Raw genomic sequence first — 21,920 nt, 5'->3', positions numbered from 1 at the left:
GGCGAAACGCAGCGCCAAACCAGCGTCCGTCACGTCAACCCGCACTCCGCGCCGCTTCGACAGGCTCTCCGGCACGGTTGCGCATGGTCTTGCGGTACCGCAGCGTCCACAGCGTCAACGCGCCATAGATGCCGTAGCCGATGAACGGCGACACCGCGAGAAAGCGCTCGATCGGCCACGTCAGCGCCATCCATGCGCGCAGCGCCGTTTCGCCGGTCAGACCGACGCCCCAGACCAGCGTCATGATCCGCATGGAGTTGACAAGGCCCGGACGTTCCCGCCATAGCGTTTCGAAGCGCTCGGCGCCGCCTTCCATCTCACGGGCGACGGTGGCGCGCGCGAGATAGAAAATCAGCGGGCGGCGCATCGGCAAAGAGAGCAGAAAAGCCACGCCGATCGCGCCGGACACGAGCGATTCGCGCAACAGCAACATGCGCGGACTGCCGCCCAGTGCCATCGCGCCGATAGAAAGCACGATGCCGGCGACCACCATCACGCTGAGTGCATCGACACGCTTAAAGCGCGCCAGCTCGATCAGGCTCCAGGCAATGGGCGGCCCCGCCGACGCGATCAGCGCGCCAGTCTCGCCTAGATGCGGCAACGTGAGCCGGTAGGCGAGCCAGGGCAACAGGAAGTTGACGGCCAGTTCGGCCACAAAGCCCGGACGAAGCTTCATGTGAATGTGCGCCCAAAGAGAACAGCGAAAAGTATCGATGATTGCGGCGCGCCGATGCAAATGGTTTTCCGTATCCGCGCAGCGTAGAGAGCGCCGCCCATCGTCTGCAACGCTGTGTACACTTGCATTTCCTTGTTCAACCGCACGTCATGACATCCCGCTATCCGATCCCGCCGACCGAAGTCGAATTGACCGCAGTGCGCGCGCAAGGAGCGGGCGGCCAGAACGTCAACAAGGTATCGAGCGCGATTCAATTGCGCTTTGACGTGCACGCTTCTTCGTTGCCGGATGTCCTGAAAATGCGCCTTCTCGCGCTGGCCGATCGCCGCATCACGCGTGAGGGCGTCGTGATCATCAAGGCGCAGGAGCACCGGACTCAGGAGATGAACCGCGCGGCGGCGCTCGCGCGGCTCGACGAACTGATAGAAAGCGTGAGCGTGACGCGCAAGCCGCGCGTCGCGACCCGGCCCACGCGCGCATCGAACACGCGGCGCCTCGAGAGCAAGGCGCGGCGCAGCGAGGTCAAATCCGGCCGCGGCCGGGTGGACGATTAGCGCCGGCGCGCGCCGGCGCGCACACTGGGCGCCGGCGCCGCCGCCGGCACGCTCGGTACGAAGTCCACGCACAGCACGTGGGTCGTGCCGTCCTGTTCGAATGCGAGCGCGGCCGTGTAGCAGTCCTCGCCGTCAGCGAGCGAATAGTGCGGACCCATCATCGCGACGCGCCCGCGTGCCGCCAGCGCATGCTTCAGATACGCGCGGCGCGACCAGTTGCTGCGCGCGCTGCCCGAGATCGGCGCGAGCCGCCGGGAAGGCGCGGGCACCGAGGCGGCCGTCACCGAGGGTCGAGTCTGCTCGCCCTGCTCGTCGGTGATGAACACGCGGCGCGCTTCGCTCAAGTGCCAGATTTTTTGCGCCGCCTGGTCGAGATCGCCGGTGACCTTGAACGTTTCGGCTGCGGCAATCACCGCTTCGGCGAAACCTTCGAAGCCGAGCCGCTGGTGGCGCGCGTGCGCCCGCTCGTAATCGGCGAACTTGCTCCACATCGACTCGACTTTTGCCGGCACGTTCGCGACGGCCGCCTCGATCGACCTGTTCGGCTGACCGAGCCAGAAACCCTGCACGAAATCGACGTCGGCCTGCATCAGGATCATCAGTTCCTCGTCGGTTTCGACGCCTTCCGCCAGCACCAGCGTGCCCGACTGATGGAGCATCGCGATCAGGTGGCCGATCATCGAGTCGTCGCCCTCGCGCTTGCCGGCGCGCGAGACGAGCGAGCGGTCGAGCTTGACGATGTCGGGCCGGAAGCGCCAGACGCGGTCGAAATTGGAGAAGCCCGTGCCGAAGTCGTCGATCGCGATCAGGAAATCGCGCGGCTGCGACGCGGCGAGCATGCTGGCGACGGCGGATTCGTCGTCGGCGGGCTGTTCGAGCACCTCGATCACGATGCGCTCCTGCGGCAGGCCGAAATGCGCGGACAACTCGTCGATGAAGGCGCGCTGCGGCCAGCCGGTTTCGAACACCTGTGGCCGCGTGTTCAGGAACAGCCAGCCGGTGCTCACGCGTTGCTCCATGAAATTCGCGACATGCAGGCAACGCGCGATTCGGTCGAGTTCGCGCGCGTCGGCCGCCGAGCGGGTGCCGGAGAAAAGCACTTCCGGCGAGACCGGCAAGCCGACCGGATCAAAGGCGCGCAGCAGGCCCTCGTAACCGACCACGCATTGATGCGTGACCGACAGGACCGGCTGAAACACGCTATGCAGCGTGAGCGCGCGCCACGTTCCGGTCCAGCCGGATTCGCCGCGGACGAGATGCGGGAGCAGGCCGCCCAGGCTCAATTCGCTGACGGATGGCATGACGGCGGGCATGACGGCGGGCATAAGGGCGGGCATGAGAGCGGGCATAGTGGCATCGCGGCAATCGGGTGACAGGGCGCGCACACAGACTCGGCACGCAACGGATGCGCAACAGAACACGCAGCATCGGCGCCCGCACGGCGAACCGGATCAAACCCTGGAACGCAGTGAGCAATACCGGCCATGCGGGACTCCGGCGGAGTGGTCAAATCGAGTCTAGCAGCTTGCAAATCGCATGAATGTGCGGGTTGTCACAGAGATGCGAACCGGCGGCGCCACGCGCGGGCTCGCTTGCAGCAGGCGGGATGACGCGGCAGATGCATGAAGTTTGCTGGGCCGTCTCGCGCGGCTTTCACCGCTTTTGCGGCAATGCGTCGATCTGCGCCGATGGCAATCGGGACTTGAAAGCTTGCATGAGGCGAGGGTAGCAGGGCGGCCAGTGAGCGCCCGCCAAACTCCAGGCGGCGACCGTGCTCAGACGTTAGGCGGCGCGGATGGGTCCGCTTGGCGAGACGCGGCCCGCAGGCTGCACGGTGGACCGCGACGTCCGCAAGCGGCGGGGATGCAGGAGCTTTCCACGAAAGGGAGAGTACGGATGGCGGAAATCGCGGTGGTCGCAATTCCGGTGGCGAAGCCTGGCCATGAAGAGCAGTTGCGCGCGGCGCTCGAAGGCATTGTCGGGCCGACGCGCAAGGAGCCGGGCGTGCTTCAGTACGATCTGCATCGCGACGGTCGGGAGCCGCGCCGCTTCGTGTTCGTGGAGCGTAGGGAGAGCCACGAAGCGCTCGCCCTGCACGCGAAGTCTGCCCACATCGAGGCTTACCGGAAGGCGGCCGCCGACTGGATCGAGCACGCCGAGATCCGCGTCGTGTCGAAAATCCAGTCGGCGCGCCGCCGGCGGCGTCAGTGCGTGGCTTGCGGGACGTCGAGAATCAGGATGATGGTCCAGTCCGCGTCGCCATCGTGATGATATTGGCGTTCGGCGACGATAAACGGCTGCTGTTTGCCGTCCGGGCCGAGAAACAGCACGTCGCCTTCCATCGGCAGGCATTCGACGGGTGGCAGCGCAAGGAACGCTTCCTGACCGCCGCGCGGCATCAGTTTTTCGATTTTGCGGGATGCTGCTTCAGTCCATTCGATATCAAGCTGGATGTTGCTCATGCTGTCCTCCGCACCAGGGTGCGCACGGGTTAGGGTTCCGGCAGGGCGCCGGTCGGTGCGCGACTTTAGCATACCGGTCAACGGTCGCCGGCTGGTTCATGACCGGCCCCTTGGACGTTAAAAAAGCCGAAACCGGCAGTGCCGGCTTCGGCTTTTCACCCGCGCGGCGACTCCGCAGAGGGGCGGCGGCGGTGGCGCGTTCAGCTCACGAGCCGGACGTGTCCGCCTTTGCAGCCTTCTTGTGATGCTGCTGCGACTTGTGGTGTTTCATCGGTGCGGCCGGTGCGGCTTCCATCGGTTGCGGGCGGTTTTGCAAATCTTGCGCGCGCTGTTCGACGTCGGCAGCCTTGGCCGGATCGGTGCTCATGGTGACGCCGTTGTCCTGCGCGTAGGCCGCGCCGGCTACGGCACCGAGGGAAATCAGGATCGCCAGGGACACTTTCTTCATTGCTACCTCCGCAGAGTGGTTGTGGACCTGAGTACATGTCCGTCCATTCGGAAAGACAATGCATTCTAGCGAGCAATATCCGCTCCAGCGGCGCGTTTTTAAGCGCAATCACAATCGGTTACATCTTGTTACTCGCATCCGATGCATGCCGCTTAGACGCTGACAGACGCTTTGCTTCTGCACGTAGGCGGCTCGGCGCTTTCTTCGCACGGCGAAGCAAGTCGCCTCATGCGCGAACGCCGTGGTCAAAACAACCCGATCGCGCAATACACATGAAATTGCATGATGCCGACCAGTTCGTGCAGCGCGATCTCCGCGTTCACGAGGTTGTCAAAACGCGGGAGCAAACCGATGTGTGCGCGTCGGGCGCTCGAGATCAGCGGTTGCGGCGTGAGGCCGAAATGGTGGAAGTCGAGCAGCGCGCGCGGCATGTGATACGCCGAAGTGATGAGTATCAACGAATCGTAACGTGACTGTCCGACAATGGCGGACACGTTGCGTGCGTTCTCGTAGGTCGTGCGGCTGCGGTTCTCCAGCACGATGTCCGAGCGCGGCACCTGTTCGCGTAGCAGATAGGGCAGGTAAGTGTCGGCTTCCGTGGCGGGGTGCCGCTGCGGATTGCCGCCGCTCACGATCACCCGGCAGGTGGTCGCGGTCCGTTTGCATGCAGCGTAGTTCCGCGCGCTGAACGCGATGCGCGCGAGGGCGTCGCGTGGCGGCACGAGCTGGTCGTCGTCGTACACCGTGCCGCCGCCGAGCAGGATGATCGCGGTGCGCGGGGCGAAGTCGGTGGGAATACTGGCTTGTCGGGCATCAGGCTGGGCGAGGCGCAGCAACGGAGCCGTAAGCCAGCCTGCCGAGATGAGCCAGAAAAGGGCGATTGCGCAAAAGACGAGAGGGCGGCGAGCACGCTTCCATATCACGATTGCTGCAAAAAAAAGCGCTAATAAAGTGATTAGAATCAATTTAGATGGGGTAACGTATGTCTTTCGGGATTAAATCTTCGAGCTTGCTTTCGCGCCGCGGCGGTTGCATCGCCGGCTCGCAGGGAACGCTAACATGCCGTTCTGACGGGGGTTCCGAATCATAGACCAGGCAGCACCTGGCGGAATTCGGCCGCAGTGCTAGCGGCCAGCTTCCAGCCACGGGCGGGTGCCACGCGCGTCACTGGTGGCGCGGTGACGTGTTGGCATAGATGTGTCATAGCTGCACTTTAAGAAAGAAGTGAGATGACCACGTATTCCAACGAAGCGGTACTAGAAGCGCTGCGGCGAGCGCAATATCGCCAGGTGCCATGGGCCAAACGGCCCGGCGTTTTTCAATATCTTCGAGCGCTAGGCCTGATGGACACCGTTCGGCAGCGTACCGTCGCGCCGGCTCCGGGCTTTCACGCACCCGTCGACATTGCTGTGCTCACCGAGCGGGGCCGCGCGGAATTCGCACGGCTCACACACGACGAAGGTCTGTTGACCTGGACCGTTCAGCGAATGAGAGACTACGTTCTCGCGGCCGCCGAAGCACGCTCCACAGTACCGCTAGAAGCCAGACCTTAGCGGCGGTACCGGCCGCTGGTGTCATACGTCTCCGATTCCGACCGATGCGAGGCGGACCGGAGACGAATCCTGCGTCGCCAATCCGAAACCACGCCCGGCGCCGCAATTGCTTCCCAAGCGCCCGCTAAGCGCGCCCCAACTCTCCAACACCCGCGCAAAAAAAGCCCGTATCACGAGGATACGGGCATACCGGAATTACTGCTGCCACGCTGTGCTAATGGCGTTGAATCAGACCGGACAGATGCGCTGTGGTTCCCGGATATCCGCTTCGGATTTTCGTTGCACGATTTCCTGCTCGTTCCCAACCCGTTTCGCGCGCTCGAGCGCGATCGAGCGCGATGGGCTGACGCCGGCCGCTCAATCTGCCCAATCCAACCCGCTCGCTCGCCTAACGACGCCGCGACGGATCGTCGTGCGGCGCCTCCGGCCGTGTGCGGACGTTGCTCGCGATATCGCCGCGCAAATCGCCGCGCGGCGCGGGCGGCGTGAAGTCGCGGCTGCGCGCCGCGCTTTGCTGCCACGCGGCGACCGACGCCGCATGATCCGGGCGCCAGTTCCAGCCGTCGGGGCGCTGCTGGGCAAGCGCCGGCGCGGTCATTGATGAAAGCACAATGCCGCACAGAAGCACTGACATTGGTTTCATGGTGAGCTCCCGTCCAAGCCCCCTTTACACAGGCCTGTTTGCATACGAATAAGGTATGCGCGGCGACGAAAGCGCGCTGTAAGTAATAGTAAATGGATGTTTCACCCGCAACTTGTGCGTTGCATCGGCGTCTGAGGCGGCGCGGGGCAAGGCGACAGGACGAGCGAGGGCAGGCACGGGCAAACCCGTTCCGCGGCGTCAATGGGCGGGCAGCGAGCGTCGAGGGAAGTCGGCGGAAGAAACGCCGAAAGAAGCCTGGCGACGAGGCGCCAGGAAAAATCACAAGAGAAGGCCGCCGGCTATGCGCTCAACGGATGCAGATAGACTCCGGGCGCCCGCAGGCGCCCGGAGAAAGGTCGTACTCAGGCCATCTTGACCGGTGCGCGCCACGATTCCGGATTGGTCCAGAATGCGCCGCGCAGACGGTCGCGGCTCGGCGGCGCCGGCGGCTTGGCGGCAGTCGCGCCGATGCGTCCGCGCAGCGAAATCTCGCGGCCGCTCGTGCCGAGCCGCTTCACTATTTCGGCGAGCGTGCCATCGGCTTGCCACTCGTCGAAGCGGCGGCGGCAGGTCGGCGGCGATGGATAGCGGCCCGGCAGCTTGGACCAGCCCTCACCGGTGGACAGCACCCACAGCACCGCGTTGACCACCGCGCGCGCTTCCACGCGTGGCCGACCGCGGCGTTCGCTCCGTGCTGGCTCCGCACAGAACAACGCCTCGACCAGGGCCCACTCGTTGTCTCTCAAATCGTCGAACAGCATCATGTTTCACCTCAGCGAAGCTAACTCCGGTGCGCTGCCCCGCGCCGCGCACTCTCCACGCACTCGACAGGCGAGTGCCTAGGGGTCGGGTTTGCCACCTTCTATGCAGTCAGAAATCGTGGCACCGACCCTTGTGGAGCATGTCAATGCAGGATGTATGCCAAGTTATGCCCAGCCGCTCGAAAGGCCCGCACCAGCGGGCCAGCGCGGGCGCTAGCTAGGGCCGTATAAGAATCCAAAAAGCTTGTCTCGCAAATCGGGACAATCACCAATCTTGTGCAGTCAGGCCCGTGCGGCGTGCGTTTGCGCCGTATTGCTGCATTGCGGCGAAAATGGACAAAACAGGTAAGAGCGCGTGCGGGCGGGTACACTACGCATCAAAATTCGATATTGATGAGCTAATCAAATGAATGTCACGCTCCGCCAGCTCAGGGTTTTCATGGAGGTTGCGCGGCTGCAGAGCTTCAGTCGCGCGGGCGACGAAGTCGGCTTGACGCAATCGGCGGTGAGTCGCTGCGTGCGCGAACTGGAAGGCGAAATCGGTCTGAAACTGATCGACCGGACCACGCGCGAAGTGCAGCTCACCGACGTCGGCGGCAACCTGGTGTCGAGCGTCTCGCGCCTGCTCACCGATCTGGACGACGCGCTCCGCGAGATCCGCGAAATCGGCGAGCAGCGGCGCGGACGGGTGGTCGTTGCCGCGAGCCCGACCGTCGCGTGCCGGCTGATGCCGCGCGTGCTCGCCGCTTGCGGGCAGCGCTTTCCGCACATCGAGCTCGGCTTGCGCGACGACGTGCAGAGCGACGTGGTGCGCAAGGTCAAGTCGGGTGAGGTGGATTTCGGCGTCGTCATCGGTCCCTTTGCCGCCGACGATCTGCTGGGCGAGTCGCTCATGACCGACTCGTTTTGCGTCGTGTCGCGCGACGATCATCCGCTCGCGCAGCAGAAGCAGGTTGGCTGGGCCGATCTCGAAGGGCAGCACCTGATCATGCTCGACTACGCGTCGGGTAGCCGGCCGATCATCGACGCCGTGATGCACGAGTACGGCGTGAGCGCCACCGTCGTGCAGGAGCTGGGGCATTCGGCGACCGTTTTCGGGCTGGTCGAGGCGGGCCTGGGCGTTAGCGTGCTGCCGTGGCTCGCGTTGCCCTTGCCGGCCGGCGCCGCGCTCGTCGCCCGGCCACTGGTGCCGCGCGCCGAGCGCACGGTCGAACTGGTGCGCCGTCGCGACCGCTCGCTGTCGCCGGCGGCCGAGGCGGTGTGGGGATTGATCCGCGAATTGCCGGCGCGCGCCGAGGATCTGATCTGATTTCACGACGGGTTGGCACGACGCCACGCGTCGTCATGTTTCCCGGCGGGTCGGTAGTACGCCACGCGTCGTCATGTGGGCGGCCCGGGCGTTCCGAAATCGGACGCTGAGCTAAACTCGCGAACGTGGCGCGCGAACGGCCGGACGGCTTAAGCCGTCCGTGACGCTTTAGCCGCCGCAGCTCTTACTCACCTGGAAGCCTCGATGAGCGAACTGGAACTCCCCGTGCCCTCCATCCCCAATGCGCGCGACGCGGTGCGCGCGCTGCGTGCGTCGCAGATTCGTGAAGTGGCGAACGCCGGTTTCGGCGTCCCCGACGTGCTGCCGTTCTGGTTCGGCGAGTCCGACCGCGTGACGCCAGCCTTTATCCGCGACGCCGCGAGCGCCGCGCTGACCGCGGGCGATACCTTCTATACGCACAACCTGGGCATTGCGCCGTTGCGCGCGGCGCTCGCGGATTACGTCGGCGAACTGCATGGCCCGACTTCGCCGGATCATGTCGCGGTGACGAGCGCGGGTGTCAATGCGCTGATGCTGGCCGCGCAACTGGTGGTGGGCGCGGGCGATCGGGTCGTCGCCGTGACGCCGCTGTGGCCGAATCTCGTCGAGATTCCGAAAATTCTCGGCGCGCATGTGGAAACTGTCTCGCTCGGTTATGGCGAACAGGGGTGGCAGCTCGACGTCGAGCAATTGCTGGGTGCGCTCACGCCCGACACGAAGATGCTGCTCGTCAACTCGCCCAACAATCCGACCGGCTGGGTGATGACCCGCGAGCAGCAGCGCGCCGTGCTCGAGCATTGTCGGCGGCACGGCATCTGGATCGTCGCCGACGAAGTCTACGAGCGCCTCTACTATCCCGACTCAAGCGGGGACGACGGTGTCGCGCCCGCGCGCACGGCGCCGTCGTTTCTCGATCTCGCCGCGCGCGACGAGCGCGTGATTTGCGTGAACTCGTTCTCGAAGGCATGGCTGATGACCGGCTGGCGCCTCGGCTGGATCGTCGCCCCCGCGCGCCTGATGGACGACCTCGGCAAACTGGTGGAGTACAACACGTCGTGTGCGCCGGCCTTCGTGCAGCAGGCGGGGATCGCCGCCGTGCAACACGGCGGGCGCTTCACGCAGGAACTGGTGCGCGATCTGAAGGCGTCGCGCGACCATCTGGTGCGGGCGTTGTCCGCGGTGCCGGGCGTCGACGTCAAGGCGCCTCCCGGCGCCATGTATCTATTTTTCACAATGACGGGTGCCGCGCGCAGTCTCGAACTCTGCAAGGCGATGGTGCGCGAAGTGGGCCTCGGCGTTGCTCCCGGCAGCGCATTCGGTGCCGAGGGCGAGGGCTTTGTCCGCTGGTGTTACGCATGTGACGTCGCGCGTCTGGATGCGGGCGTGGAGCGTCTGAAGCGGTTTCTCGCGCGGCGCGGCGCCCGGTCGTGATCTGACGGCGATGCGCGTCCCGGCAATGCCGCATGCAGTCTCGGGACGCGCTTTGATCCAGGCCTTGCGCGCCCATGCGCCGGGCATTTTGTCCGGGGGTTCGGCTTTACGCACCGAATGTTTTTGCGTAATATGGCGCTCAGTCACGCGATTCCTGTCCGGAAATTCGCTGCTCCGTCCGGCTGGGTTTGGCTCGATAGTCTGTTTCGCCTCCCCCCGGTGCGTGCTCCCATCAATATGACCGATCAGAATCGGGCGAGCGCGTCTTCAGTTCCACATCGTCTGTTTGATCCGGTTCCTTGACCACAGGGTCTGACCTAGCTGCATGAATACCCAAGAGGCGAAGATCGTCCTCGAGACAGCCTTGATCTGCGCGCAGGAGCCGTTAAAGCTCGGCGATTTGCGCAAGCTCTTTGCCGACGGCGTGTCGGCGGACACCGTTAGGACTCTGCTCGAAGACCTGAAACAGGATTGGTCGGGGCGCGGTGTGGAGTTGGTCGGGCTGGCGTCGGGCTGGCGGTTTCAAAGCAAGCCCGCGATGCGTTCGTATCTGGATCGTTTGCATCCGGAAAAACCGCCGAAATATTCGCGCGCGGTGCTCGAGACGCTCGCGATCATTGCATACCGGCAACCGGTCACGCGCGGCGACATCGAAGAGATTCGCGGCGTCACGGTGAATACGCAGGTCGTCAAGCAACTCGAGGATCGCAACTGGATCGAGGTGATCGGGCATCGCGATGTGCCGGGGCGTCCGGCGCTCTACGCGACCACGCGGCAGTTTCTCGACGACCTCGGTTTGCGGGCGCTGGACGAATTGCCGCCGCTCGCGGACCCGTCGGCGCAATTGAACGCGGATTTGCTCGGGCAGCACGCAATCGAGTTCACGGAGGCCGAGGCTGCGGCGCCGAGTGAAGCGAATGTGCCCGAACAGCCGGCAGCGGCTGCTGCAGAGGCAGCAACTGGCGCCCAATTGGCGGCGGGAACGGAAATCGCTGCTGAGCAGAATGAACGGGGCGAGGCGCAGCAATCCGCCGAGGGCGCGCAATGGGCGGCGCAGGCTGAAGGGTCGGAAGGCGTCGACAATGTCGAGGCGGCGCACGAATCCGTGGTGCGAACCGAAGCAGCAGACGAGCCGGTTGGCGAACCAGTCGAGGCCCCCGCTCAGGCACACCGCGGAGCGGCCGATGTTGCGCCGGCTGGCGGCGCCGCCGAGGCTGAACAGAATCACGATCCGGTCTCCCAGACCGATCCGGCAATACCCGCGCACGGCTCGGGCGAACTCCGCGAGACGGAGCGCGCCGCCGAACCGGACCGGACCACGGCGGCGCACGGCGATCAGGAAGATCGTCGCGATGCCGCACAGGACGCAGGCTTTCTGACCGACGACGAACCCGAGTCGCGCAGCGCCTGACGTAACCGAACTTTTTTGCCGCGCCCGCAAGGGGCGCGCGACCTGACATTTTGAGGTTGTTTTGACACATACCCACGACACCGATTCGTCCGAATCCGAGCGCGCCGTGCCGTCGGCGCGCGCTGACGAAACGCGCAACACGCAAGCGTCGGCAGGCGAAGGCGAGCGCCCGGCGCAGACCACGGAAGCAGACGGCGAGGACCGTCCGCGCCGCGGCCTGCGTCGCGGGCCGCGCAGCCTGATCGCGCGGCGCCGCGCCGGCGCGAAGGCCAAGGCTGCGGAAGGCGCGCCCGCGCAAGCCGCGCCGGTCGCCGACGTCGCCCCGCCAGAAGGCGAAGCGCTCGCCCAGACGCGCACGCCGCGCAAGGAAGCGGGCGCGAAGGGCCAAGGCGCGCGACGCAATGCGGGCGGTGCAAAACGTGAAGGACAGCGCGAAGGCGCGCCTCGCGAGGGTGCGCCGCGCGAAGGCCCGCGTGAGCGTCAGCCGCGCGCCGGCGCTCAGCGTCAGGGCCGCCGCGGTGGCGAAGCGCCGGCGGCAGCGGCGGCGGCCGATGCCGGTCAGGACGATCTGTTCTCGTATGTCACGTCGCCTGCTTTCGACGCGGACAACAGCGCGACCGGCGGCGTGCGCGCGCCGATGCTGCGCCGTGGCAAACCGGCTGCGCCGAAGCGCGTGCTCTCCGCCGACGACGACGCGCCGAAGCTTCACAAAGTGCTGGCCGAAGCCGGCATGGGCTCGCGCCGCGATATGGAAGAGCTGATCGTCGCAGGCCGCGTCTCGGTGAACGGCGAGCCGGCTCACATCGGCCAGCGCATCATGCCGACCGACCAGGTCCGCATCAACGGCAAGCCGGTCAAGCGCAAGCTGGCCAGCAAGCCGCCGCGCGTGCTGCTGTATCACAAACCGACCGGCGAGATTGTCAGCCATGCCGACCCGGAAGGCCGTCCGTCGGTGTTCGACAAATTGCCGCCGATGAAAACCGCCAAGTGGCTCGCGGTCGGCCGCCTCGACTTCAACACCGAAGGCCTGCTGATGCTGACCACCTCCGGCGATCTGGCGAACCGCTTCATGCATCCGCGCTACAGCGTCGAGCGTGAATATGCGGTGCGCGTGGTCGGCGAACTGGCCGAAGGCATGCGTCAGAAGCTGCTGCACGGCGTCGAGCTGGACGACGGTCCGGCCAACTTCCTGCGCATCCGCGACGGCGGCGGCGAGGGCACCAACCACTGGTATCACGTCGCGCTCGCGGAAGGGCGTAATCGTGAAGTGCGCCGCATGTTCGAGGCCGCGGGCCTGATGGTCAGCCGCCTGATCCGTACGCGTCACGGTGCGATCTCGCTGCCGAAGGGCCTGAAGCGCGGCCGTTGGGAGGAGCTAGAGGACAACCAGGTGCGCGCGCTGATGGCGTCGGTCGGACTGAAAGCGCCAAGCGAGGAGCGCGGCGGCCGTAGTTCCGCGCCCGAGCGCAAGCAGCCGGACCCGATGCAGACGTCGATGGGTTTCATCAGCCGCGAACCGGTGCTGATGTCTCATAGCCGCTTCGAGCAGCAGCCGCGCGGCCAGGGCCGCCGTGGCGCGGCGGGCGGCGGTGTTGGCGGCGGCGCGGGCGCGGGCTACGGTAATCGCGGTGCAGGCCGCGGCGCGGGCGGCTTCGGCGGTATGGGCGGCGGTCTGGGTGGCCCGCGTGGAGGCCGTGACGTCGACGGCAACCGGGCGCCTTCGGGCAACAGCAATCGCCCGGCGGGCGGCGGCAAGCGCGCCGGCGGCAATGGACCGAATGCGGGCGGCGGCAATCGCGCGCCGGGCGGCAACCGTGGCAACGGCAATCGCGCGGGCGGCGGCAACGCCAATGCCGGCGGCGCGAACCGTGGCGGCGGCGCGCCGCGTGGCCGCACACGCGGACGCTAAGCGCAAGCCTCACGGTGACGCGGATCGCTCGATCAGGCGAGCCGCAAAAGTTACCGTCACGGATCGATCAACGGACGTCGCGCATCGCGCGCGGCGTTTAAAACGCAGCTTGAGCGCAAGTAGGGACAGATTCTCGCGCCCCTGGCTTGCAAAAGCCCGAAACGCAGCCATATCGTTGAAAGATTGCCGTGAAATCACGCGGAAATGGGCTTCCGTCGGCGTTCTGCGGTTTGCGTTTGTCCTGAAAAATGGCTACAATCGCGAAGTCGCTGGGCGTGCGGCTTTTCATGTGCGGCTCAGGTGCGACCACCGGCAATAAGATGATGGGCGTTTAGCCCATTTTTTTTTGCCGCTCAGTTCTTCGTGGTTCGTCATCTCGGGTAGCACGAACGTGCGCCGGCCAGGCGCGCGGCCCGCATTGGTTGTTTGCAGAACAAGCGGCAGGCTCGCTGCGCGAACATCTAAGAGGGCAAAGTGCAACTGACGGAACTGATTGAAACCACGGTCGTGGGACTCGGCTACGAGCTCGTCGATCTCGAGCGCACCGGGCGCGGCATGTTGTGTATCTATATCGACCAGCCGGCCGGCATCGCGATCGAAGACTGCGAGAAAGTCACGCGTCAGCTCCAGCACGTACTGACGGTCGAAAATATCGAATATGAGCGGCTCGAAGTATCGTCGCCGGGTCTCGACCGCCCGCTGAAAAAACTGGCGGATTTTGAACGCTTCGCAGGCAGCGAGGCGGTAATCACATTGAAAAAGCCATTGGACGGACGGAAATCGTACCGGGGTATCTTGCATGCTCCGCAGGGCGAGACCATCGGTCTGGAATTTGAAGGGAAGGAAGGCGCCGCGATGCTCGATTTCACGCTCGCGGACATAGACAAAGCACGCCTCGTTCCGAAAGTTGACTTTAGGAGCCGCAAACAATGAGTCGCGAAGTGTTGATGCTGGTGGATGCGCTGGCACGCGAGAAGAATGTCGACAAAGACGTGGTTTTTGCCGCGCTTGAAGCGGCTCTCGCTTCGGCCTCCAAGAAACTCTTCGAAGAAGACGCGGACATTCGCGTCCATATCGACCGTGAAAGCGGCGAGCACGAAACGTTTCGCCGCTGGAAAGTGGTGCCGGACGAAGCCGGCCTGCAGGAGCCGGATCAGGAAATCCTGCTGTTCGAAGCACGTGAACAGCAGCCCGAGATCCAGCTCGACGAATTTATCGAAGAGCCGGTGCCGTCCATCGAGTTCGGCCGTATCGGCGCGCAGGCGGCCAAACAGGTGATCTTGCAGAAGGTCCGCGACGCCGAGCGCGAGCAGATCCTGAACGACTTCCTCGAACGCGGCGAGCACATCATGACCGGCTCGGTGAAGCGCCTCGACAAGGGCAACTTCATCGTCGAAACCGGCCGTGTCGAAGCGCTGCTGCGCCGCGACCAGCTGATTCCGAAGGAAAACCTGCGCGTGGGCGACCGCGTGCGCGCCTACATCGCGAAGGTCGATCGCACCGCCCGCGGTCCGCAGATCGAACTGTCGCGTACGGCGCCCGAATTCCTGATGAAGCTGTTCGAAATGGAAGTACCGGAAATCGAACAAGGCCTGCTCGAAATCAAGGCGGCGGCGCGCGATCCTGGCGTGCGGGCGAAGATCGGCGTAGTCGCTTACGACAAGCGCATCGACCCGATCGGCACCTGTGTCGGCATTCGCGGTTCGCGCGTGCAGGCCGTGCGTAACGAGCTTGGTGGCGAAAACGTCGACATCGTGCTATGGTCGGAAGATCCCGCCCAGTTTGTGATCGGCGCGCTCGCGCCGGCAGCCGTCCAGTCTATTGTCGTCGACGAAGAAAAGCACTCGATGGACGTCGTCGTGGACGAAAACGAACTGGCGGTCGCGATCGGCCGCAGCGGCCAGAACGTGCGTCTTGCCAGCGAACTCACCGGCTGGCAGATCAACATCATGACGCCGGACGAATCTGCGCAAAAGCAGAATCAGGAACGTGGAGTTCTGCGCGACCTGTTCATGGCGCGTCTCGATGTCGACGAAGAAGTTGCCGACATCCTGATCGACGAAGGCTTCACGAGCCTCGAAGAGATCGCTTATGTGCCGCTCAACGAAATGCTCGAAATCGAGGCATTCGACGAAGACACCGTGCACGAACTGCGCAACCGCTCGCGCGACGCGTTGTTGACGCAGGCCATCGCGAATGAAGAGAAGGTCGAGAATGTAGCGCTCGACCTGAAGAGCCTGGACGGCATGGACGCCGACCTGCTCGCGAAGCTAGCCGAACATCAGGTCCAGACGCGCGACGAACTCGCCGAACTGGCTGTGGATGAACTGGTCGAGATGACCGGAATGGAAGAGGATGCCGCTAAGGCGTTGATCATGAAAGCACGTGAACACTGGTTCCAGTGAGAAATGACCATGGCGCACTAAATTGAACGCGGCCGTCAGGCCGCATGACCCGATGCTAACCGCAAGGAATCGGTCCTTGCATTAAGAGGAATGAATGGCGAGTAACAACGTAGCCCAATTTGCCGCGGAACTGAAAATGCCTGCAGGCGTGCTGCTCGAGCAGCTGCAGGCGGCGGGCGTCACCAAAGCGAGCGAAGCCGACACCTTGTCCGAAACGGATAAGGCGCGTCTGCTCGACCACTTGCGCAAGTCTCACGGCTCGACTGATGCAGACAAGCGCAAGATCACGCTGACGAAACGGCATACGTCGGAGATCAAGCAGTCCGATGCGACGGGCAAAGCTCGCACCATTCAGGTCGAGGTGCGCAAGAAGCGCACTTTCGTCCGCCGCGACGAAACCTCCGCTGAAGGCGGAGATGCATCGAATCATGTGGCCGAGACCGCCGAGGCCGAAGACCTCGAACTTCAGCGCCGTGAAGAGGAAGCTCGTCACGAAGCCGAATTGCTCGAGAAGCAGGCTCAGGAACTGAAGGCGCGTCAGGAGCAGCTGGAACGCGAGGAAGCCGAGCGCCAGGCGCGCGAGCAGGCTGCGGAAGCCGAGCGTCGTCGCGCGGAAGAAGAAGCGGCGAAGAAGCGCGCAGCGGCTGCGGCCGAGGCGGCGGCTCGCGAGAAGGCGCAGCAGGCAACGCAAGCCGCGAAGGCTGAAACGGCGGCTGCCAAGGCGGCAGAGCCAGCCGTCGCGAAAGACGCCGAGCAGGACGACGAGCGCGCCGCAGCGGAACGCGCGGCACAGCGCGAAGCCGCGAAAAAGGCGGAAGACGCCGCGCGTCAGGCTGCCGAGAAAGCACGCGCCGAGCAGGAACAGATTGCGAAGCGCCGCGCCGCGGCCGAAGCCGAAGCACGGGCGATTCGCGAAATGATGAACACGCCGCGCAAGGCGCAGGTGAAGGCACCGGAACCGGCACCGAAGCCCGCCGAGCCGGCCAAGGCCGCGGAAGCCAAGGGCACGCTGCACAAGCCGGCCCGTCCGGCTGGCGAAGCTCCGGCGCGTCCGGCAGCCAGAAAGCCGGCTGCCGCAGCGCCGGCCGCCACGACCACGGCACCCGCCGGCGACAAGAAGAAGCCGGGCGGCGGCAAGGGCGGCTGGCAGGACGACGCAGCCAAGCGCCGCGGTATCAAGACGCGCGGCGATACGAGCGGCGGCGTCGACCGCGGCTGGCGCGGCGGCCCCAAGGGGCGCGGCAAGCATCAGGACCAGAGCACCACGTTCCAGGCGCCGACCGAACCTATCGTGCGTGAAGTACACGTGCCGGAAACCATCACGGTCGCCGATCTGGCGCACAAGATGGCGGTGAAGGCATCGGAAGTCATCAAGTCGATGATGAAGCTCGGCCAGATGGTCACGATCAACCAGATGCTGGACCAGGAAACGGCGATGATCATCGTCGAGGAACTGGGGCATCACGCGGTTGCGGCCAAGCTGGACGATCCGGAAGCCATGCTGGTCGAAGGCGAAGTGTCGGATGCGGAAGCTCTGCCGCGTCCGCCGGTCGTCACGGTCATGGGTCACGTCGACCACGGCAAGACTTCGCTGCTCGACTACATCCGCCGCGCGAAGGTTGCAGCGGGCGAAGCGGGCGGCATTACGCAGCACATCGGCGCTTACCACGTCGAAACGCCGCGCGGCGTGATCACGTTCCTCGACACGCCGGGTCACGAGGCCTTTACGGCCATGCGTGCCCGTGGCGCGAAGGCGACGGACATCGTGATTCTGGTGGTCGCAGCCGACGACGGCGTGATGCCGCAGACGAAGGAAGCGATCGCCCACGCGAAGGCCGGCGGCGTGCCGCTCGTCGTCGCGATCAACAAGATCGACAAGCCGGAAGCGAATCCGGAGCGCGTGAAGCAGGAACTCGTCGCGGAAGGCGTCGTGCCGGAAGAATACGGCGGCGATTCGCCGTTCGTGCCGGTGTCGGCGAAAACCGGCTCGGGTATCGACGATCTGCTGGAAAACGTGCTGCTGCAAGCCGAAGTGCTGGAATTGAAGGCACCGGTCGAAGCGCCGGCCAAGGGTCTCGTCATCGAAGCGAAGCTCGACAAGGGTAAGGGTCCGGTTGCAACGATCCTCGTTCAGTCGGGCACGCTGAACCGCGGCGACGTGGTGCTGGCAGGCAGCGCTTACGGTCGCGTGCGAGCCATGCTCGACGAGACCGGCAAGCCGACCAAGTCGGCGGGCCCGTCGATCCCTGTCGAAATCCAGGGTCTGTCGGAAGTCCCGCAGGCAGGCGAAGAAGTCATCGTCATGCCGGACGACCGCAAGGCGCGTGAAGTCGCGCTGTTCCGTCAAGGCAAGTTCCGCGACGTCAAGCTGGCCAAGCAACAGGCCGCGAAGCTCGAGAACATGCTGGAGCAGATGGGCGAAGGCGAAGTGCAGTACATGCCGCTCATCGTCAAGGCCGACGTGCAAGGTTCGCAGGAAGCGCTGGTGCAGTCGCTGCTCAAGCTCTCGACCGACGAAGTGCGCGTGCAGATCGTGCACGGCGCCGTCGGCGGCATCAGCGAGTCGGACGTCAACCTGGCAACGGCTTCGAAGGCGGTCATCATCGGCTTCAACACGCGTGCGGATGCGCAGGCTCGCAAGCTCGCCGAAGCCAACGGCGTGGACATTCGCTACTACAACATCATTTACGACGCAGTAGATGAGGTGAAGGCCGCGATGTCCGGCATGCTGGCGCCGGAGAAGCGCGAAGTCGTCACGGGTACGGTCGAGGTGCGCCAGGTGTTCAAGGTGCCGAAGATCGGCGCGGTGGCAGGCTGTATGGTCACGGACGGTTTCGTCAAGCGCTCGTCGTCGGTGCGCGTGCTGCGCAACAACGTCGTCATCTTCACGGGCGAGCTGGATTCGCTCAAGCGCTTCAAGGACGACGTGAAGGAAGTCCGTCAGGGCTTCGAGTGCGGTATGTCGATCAAGAACTTCAACGACATCGTCGAAGGCGATCAGTTCGAGGTCTTCGAGGTCACGGAAGTCGCGCGTACGCTGTAATCACGCGGCACGGTTCCAAGGGGCGGAGCGGGCATCAACGCCCGCTCCGCCCGTTGTTTTTTGGGCCGGCCGTTTCGCGAGCCGCGGCGCATGAAGCGCCCGGCCGCCGCGATCCATTTTTTGCATCCGTCAGAACGGATCACACCACCATGCCAAAAAAACGTACTTCACCCAATCGCAACGTGCAGATCGCCGATCAGATCCAGCGCGATCTCTCGGAACTGCTGCGGGAGGTCAAGGACCCGCGCATCGGCATCGTCACGATTCAGAGCGTCGAGCTGACGCCGGACTACGCGCACGCCAAGGTCTATTTCACGACCTTGACCGGTGATCCTCAGCAGACGCTCGAGGCGCTCACGCATGCGGCCGGCCATCTGCATAATCAGCTGTTCAAGCGCCTGCACATTCACACGGTGCCGACGCTGCATTTCCATTACGACAAGACGATCGAACGTGCCGTCGAAATGTCCCGTCTGATCGACGAGGCGAACGCCAATCGCGCCAAAGAAGATTAAGCACCGGGCAACGCGGCGTGAGCCGCGCGTCGCGCCCGAGCTGTCCCGGTTTCCACAGAAAATTCGTCTTCCGACATGACCGCACCTCAACGCCCCCGCGTGCCGCGTCGCGCGCTCGACGGCGTGCTGCTGCTCGATAAGCCGCTCGGCCTGTCGAGCAACGACGCGCTGATTCGCGCGAAGCGTCTCTATCTGGCGAAAAAGGCGGGCCACACCGGCACGCTCGATCCGCTTGCCACCGGCTTGCTGCCGCTGTGTTTCGGCGAAGCCACCAAGTTTTCGCAAGATCTGCTCGAAGCCGACAAGACCTACGAGGCCACTATGCGCCTCGGCATTCGGACGACCACCGGCGACGCCGAAGGCGAAGCGATCGACACGCGCGCCGTGACCTGCGACGACGCCGCGGTCCGTGCGATCCTGCCGGGCTTCCTCGGCGAGATTGTGCAGGTGCCGCCCATGTATTCCGCGCTCAAGCGCGACGGCAAGCCGCTTTACGAATACGCGCGCGCCGGTCAGACAGTCGAGCGGGAAGGGCGTCAGGTGACGATCCACGCGCTCGAACTGCTCGCGTGCGCGCTGCCCGATGTCACGTTTCGCGTGACCTGCAGCAAGGGCACGTATGTGCGCACGCTGGCGGAGGACATCGGCGAGGCGCTCGGCTGCGGCGCGCATCTTGTGGCGCTGCGGCGCACTGGCGTGGGCGCGCTGACGCTCGAACATTCGGTGACGCTCGACGCGCTATCGGATGCAACGGAAAGCGAGCGCGATGCATGGCTGCAACCGGTCGACGCGTTGCTGTCGACCTTTCCATCCGTGCATCTCGACGAAGACGCGACGCGCCGCTTTCTGCATGGCCAGCGGTTGAAGCTGTCGGAGTTGAAGCTGAGCGATGACGCGAAGCATGCGCCGCGTGTGAAGGTCTACGGCGAAGGCCGGCTGCTTGGCGTCGCCCGGCAAGGGGACGGCGTGCTCGCGCCGGAGCGGCTCGTCGTCACGGCGGCGAGCTAGCGGCACTCACGCCGCACGAATGAAAAAGGCGGGACCGCTTGGTGGCGGTCCCGCCTTTTTTCTTGCCCGTCCGCGTTTGACTCAACCGCGAAACAACTGCGAAAACAGCCGCGAAATCAAAACGCGTCAACCAAGACGCGTCAACCAAGACGCGTCAACCAAGACGCGTGAACCAAGACGCGCTCAAATCAAACTGTCCGAAATCAATGCGCCGCGGCGGCGGCCGCGCCTGCGTCTCCACCGGCCCGCTCTGGCTTCGTGGTCCAGATCAGCGCGATCAGCGCGACGAAAATGCCGGCCGAAATGAAGAACAGGTCGTTCACGCCCAACTGCGCCGCCTGCTGGGTGGCCATCGAATTGAAGAGGCCATACGCTTGCGGTTGGCTGAAGCCCGCTGCGCCCATCTGCCGGATCGACTGATCGAAAACCGGGTTATAGGCGTTGGCGTGCTCGGTCAGTTGCGCGTGATGCAGGATCGTGCGATGGTCCCACGCCGTCTGAAAGATCGACGTGCCGATGCCGCCGCACATGATCCGCACGAAATTCGACAACCCGGACGCAGCCGGAATCCGGTTGCCGGGCAATCCCGACAGCGTGATCGACACGAGCGGGATAAAGAACCCGGCCATGCCGATGCCCTGAATCAGCGTGGGCAGCAGCAGCGAATATGTATCCACGCCCGTTGTGTAGCGCGAGCGCATCCAGAAGCACAGCGCGAACACGAGGAACGACAACGTCGCGATATAGCGCGGGTCGGTGCGCGGCAGAACCTTGCCCGTGATCGGCGAGAGCAGCACGGCAAAGAGCCCGACCGGCGCCATCACCAGACCCGCTTCGGTGGCGGTGTAGCCGATATCGGTTTGCAGCCACAACGGCAACAGAACGAGATTGCCGAAATAAAGGCCGTAGCCGATCGACAGCGCGATCGTGCCGCCCGTGAAGTTGCGCTTGCTGAAGAGCGAGAGATCGACCACCGGATGCTCGGCCGTCAATTCCCACACGATAAAGAACGCGAGCGCGATCACCGCGACGAGCGCGAGCACGACGATGGTGGTCGACGAAAACCAGTCGAGATCCTTGCCCTTGTCGAGCATCACCTGCAGCGAGCCGACCCAGACGATCAGCAGTCCGAGTCCGACGCCGTCGATCGGCGCCTTTTTAATCACGGAATCGCGGTTGCGGAAGATGGTCCACGTCGCGAGCGCGGCGATCGCGCCGACCGGAATATTCACGTAGAAGATCCACGGCCACGAGATGTTGTCCGAAATCCAGCCGCCGAGAATCGGCCCGGCCACGGGCGCGATCAGCGTGGTCATCGCCCACATCGACAAGGCCATCGGCGCTTTCGCGCGCGGGTAGCTCGCGAGCAGCAGCGTTTGCGACAGCGGGATCATCGGGCCGGCCACCGCGCCTTGCAGCACGCGCGACGCTAGCAGGAAGGGCAGCGTCGGCGCGAGGCCGCACATCCACGACGAGATCACGAACAGCACGATCGACGCCATGAAGAGCCGCACCTGGCCGATGCGGTCGGTGAGCCAGCCGGTCAGCGGCACCGAGATCGCGTTGGCGACCGCGAACGACGTGATCACCCACGTGCCCTGGTCGGACGACACGCCGAGGTCGCCGGAAATGGACGGAATCGACACGTTCGCGATCGACGTGTCCAGCACGTTCATGAAAACGGCGAGCGACACCGCGATGGTGCCGATTACCAGTTGCGCGCCCTCGAGCGGCGGATGAGGGACTTGCGCCTGAGCCTGAGCCATCAGAAAAGCCTTGTATGAATCGCCGC

17 protein-coding genes and 3 pseudogenes are annotated in these 21,920 nt (G+C 64.7%); 12 read left to right on the top strand and 8 right to left on the bottom strand.

Annotated features, from left to right (window positions below):
• Positions 1 to 34: 34 nt before the first annotated feature.
• Positions 35 to 676 (bottom strand): VC0807 family protein, encoded by a 642-nt coding sequence (locus VOM14_RS08540; RefSeq protein ID WP_327628287.1) that lies wholly within the window; start codon positions 674 to 676, stop codon positions 35 to 37.
• A 149-nt stretch (positions 677 to 825) separates the two neighbouring features.
• On the opposite strand from VOM14_RS08540, the gene arfB reads away from it, so the two are divergent.
• Positions 826 to 1,230, top strand: a complete 405-nt coding sequence (gene arfB, locus VOM14_RS08535; protein ID WP_327628286.1) for an alternative ribosome rescue aminoacyl-tRNA hydrolase ArfB — start codon at positions 826 to 828, stop codon at positions 1,228 to 1,230.
• Here the strand turns inward: arfB and VOM14_RS08530 are convergent.
• Entirely contained in the window at positions 1,227 to 2,531 is a 1,305-nt protein-coding gene (locus VOM14_RS08530; RefSeq protein WP_327628596.1) for an EAL domain-containing protein, read from the bottom strand. The genes arfB and VOM14_RS08530 overlap by 4 nt on opposite strands.
• A 595-nt stretch (positions 2,532 to 3,126) precedes the next feature.
• Here VOM14_RS08530 and VOM14_RS08525 point away from each other — a divergent pair.
• Positions 3,127 to 3,411, top strand: a pseudogene (locus VOM14_RS08525) (putative quinol monooxygenase); the annotation flags it as partial.
• Between the two features lie 23 nt (positions 3,412 to 3,434).
• Here the strand turns inward: VOM14_RS08525 and VOM14_RS08520 are convergent.
• The 3 genes from VOM14_RS08520 to VOM14_RS08510 all read right to left on the bottom strand — a co-directional run bounded on the left by VOM14_RS08520 (position 3,435) and on the right by VOM14_RS08510 (position 5,063).
• Positions 3,435 to 3,692, bottom strand: coding sequence for a hypothetical protein (locus VOM14_RS08520; RefSeq protein ID WP_007182306.1), 258 nt, complete (start codon positions 3,690 to 3,692; stop codon positions 3,435 to 3,437).
• A 205-nt stretch (positions 3,693 to 3,897) separates the two neighbouring features.
• On the bottom strand, positions 3,898 to 4,140 hold the full coding sequence (locus tag VOM14_RS08515) for a hypothetical protein (protein WP_327628285.1): 243 nt from the start codon (positions 4,138 to 4,140) through the stop codon (positions 3,898 to 3,900).
• A gap of 245 nt (positions 4,141 to 4,385) precedes the next feature.
• Positions 4,386 to 5,063 carry a YdcF family protein gene (locus VOM14_RS08510; RefSeq protein ID WP_327628284.1) on the bottom strand — a complete coding sequence of 226 codons (678 nt, stop codon included), beginning with the start codon at positions 5,061 to 5,063 and terminating at the stop codon, positions 4,386 to 4,388.
• A gap of 306 nt (positions 5,064 to 5,369) precedes the next feature.
• Between VOM14_RS08510 and VOM14_RS08505 the strand changes: the two genes are divergently transcribed.
• A complete protein-coding gene (locus VOM14_RS08505) occupies positions 5,370 to 5,693 on the top strand; it encodes a hypothetical protein (RefSeq protein ID WP_327628283.1) in 324 nt (107 codons plus the stop codon).
• Between the two features lie 388 nt (positions 5,694 to 6,081).
• On the opposite strand, the gene VOM14_RS08500 is transcribed toward VOM14_RS08505, so the two are convergent.
• Entirely contained in the window at positions 6,082 to 6,336 is a 255-nt protein-coding gene (locus VOM14_RS08500) for a hypothetical protein (protein ID WP_327628282.1), read from the bottom strand.
• 365 nt (positions 6,337 to 6,701) lie between these two features.
• A pseudogene (locus tag VOM14_RS08495) lies at positions 6,702 to 7,097 on the bottom strand (transposase); the annotation flags it as partial.
• Positions 7,098 to 7,503: 406 nt separating this feature from the next.
• Between VOM14_RS08495 and VOM14_RS08490 the strand changes: the two are divergent.
• The 9 genes from VOM14_RS08490 to truB all read left to right on the top strand — a co-directional run bounded on the left by VOM14_RS08490 (position 7,504) and on the right by truB (position 20,128).
• Positions 7,504 to 8,406 carry a LysR family transcriptional regulator gene (locus VOM14_RS08490; protein ID WP_327628281.1) on the top strand — a complete coding sequence of 301 codons (903 nt, stop codon included), beginning with the start codon at positions 7,504 to 7,506 and terminating at the stop codon, positions 8,404 to 8,406.
• A 204-nt stretch (positions 8,407 to 8,610) separates the two neighbouring features.
• Positions 8,611 to 9,837, top strand: coding sequence for a pyridoxal phosphate-dependent aminotransferase (locus VOM14_RS08485; protein WP_327628280.1), 1,227 nt, complete (start codon positions 8,611 to 8,613; stop codon positions 9,835 to 9,837).
• A 325-nt stretch (positions 9,838 to 10,162) separates the two neighbouring features.
• On the top strand, positions 10,163 to 11,248 hold the full coding sequence (gene scpB / locus VOM14_RS08480; protein ID WP_327628279.1) for an SMC-Scp complex subunit ScpB: 1,086 nt from the start codon (positions 10,163 to 10,165) through the stop codon (positions 11,246 to 11,248).
• A gap of 61 nt (positions 11,249 to 11,309) precedes the next feature.
• Complete coding sequence (rluB, locus tag VOM14_RS08475; protein WP_327628278.1) at positions 11,310 to 13,157, top strand: 23S rRNA pseudouridine(2605) synthase RluB; 1,848 nt, start codon at positions 11,310 to 11,312, stop codon at positions 13,155 to 13,157.
• A gap of 474 nt (positions 13,158 to 13,631) precedes the next feature.
• Positions 13,632 to 14,090: a ribosome maturation factor RimP gene (rimP, locus tag VOM14_RS08470; RefSeq protein ID WP_327628277.1), complete on the top strand. Its 459-nt coding sequence runs from the start codon at positions 13,632 to 13,634 to the stop codon at positions 14,088 to 14,090.
• The gene (gene nusA / locus VOM14_RS08465) at positions 14,087 to 15,562 is read left to right on the top strand and encodes a transcription termination factor NusA (protein WP_074763746.1); all 1,476 of its coding nucleotides are present in this window, start codon (positions 14,087 to 14,089) and stop codon (positions 15,560 to 15,562) included. Before rimP ends, nusA begins: the two co-directional genes overlap by 4 nt.
• Before the next feature lie 94 nt (positions 15,563 to 15,656).
• Positions 15,657 to 18,605 (top strand): translation initiation factor IF-2, encoded by a 2,949-nt coding sequence (gene infB, locus VOM14_RS08460; RefSeq protein WP_327628276.1) that lies wholly within the window; start codon positions 15,657 to 15,659, stop codon positions 18,603 to 18,605.
• Positions 18,606 to 18,754: 149 nt separating this feature from the next.
• Positions 18,755 to 19,120 (top strand): 30S ribosome-binding factor RbfA, encoded by a 366-nt coding sequence (gene rbfA, locus VOM14_RS08455; RefSeq protein ID WP_094779626.1) that lies wholly within the window; start codon positions 18,755 to 18,757, stop codon positions 19,118 to 19,120.
• 75 nt (positions 19,121 to 19,195) lie between these two features.
• Positions 19,196 to 20,128 (top strand): tRNA pseudouridine(55) synthase TruB, encoded by a 933-nt coding sequence (truB, locus tag VOM14_RS08450; RefSeq protein ID WP_327628275.1) that lies wholly within the window; start codon positions 19,196 to 19,198, stop codon positions 20,126 to 20,128.
• 203 nt (positions 20,129 to 20,331) lie between these two features.
• On the opposite strand, the pseudogene VOM14_RS08445 reads toward truB, so the two are convergent.
• Positions 20,332 to 21,900: pseudogene (locus VOM14_RS08445) on the bottom strand (DHA2 family efflux MFS transporter permease subunit); the annotation flags it as partial.
• Positions 21,901 to 21,920 lie beyond the last annotated feature (20 nt).

Origin of the sequence: Paraburkholderia sp. MPAMCS5 (assembly GCF_036016995.1) — a bacterium.
In the GTDB taxonomy this organism is placed as follows: domain Bacteria; phylum Pseudomonadota; class Gammaproteobacteria; order Burkholderiales; family Burkholderiaceae; genus Paraburkholderia.
Note: the sequence above shows the minus strand (reverse complement) of the source record. Positions and strands in the feature narration are given on the sequence as shown.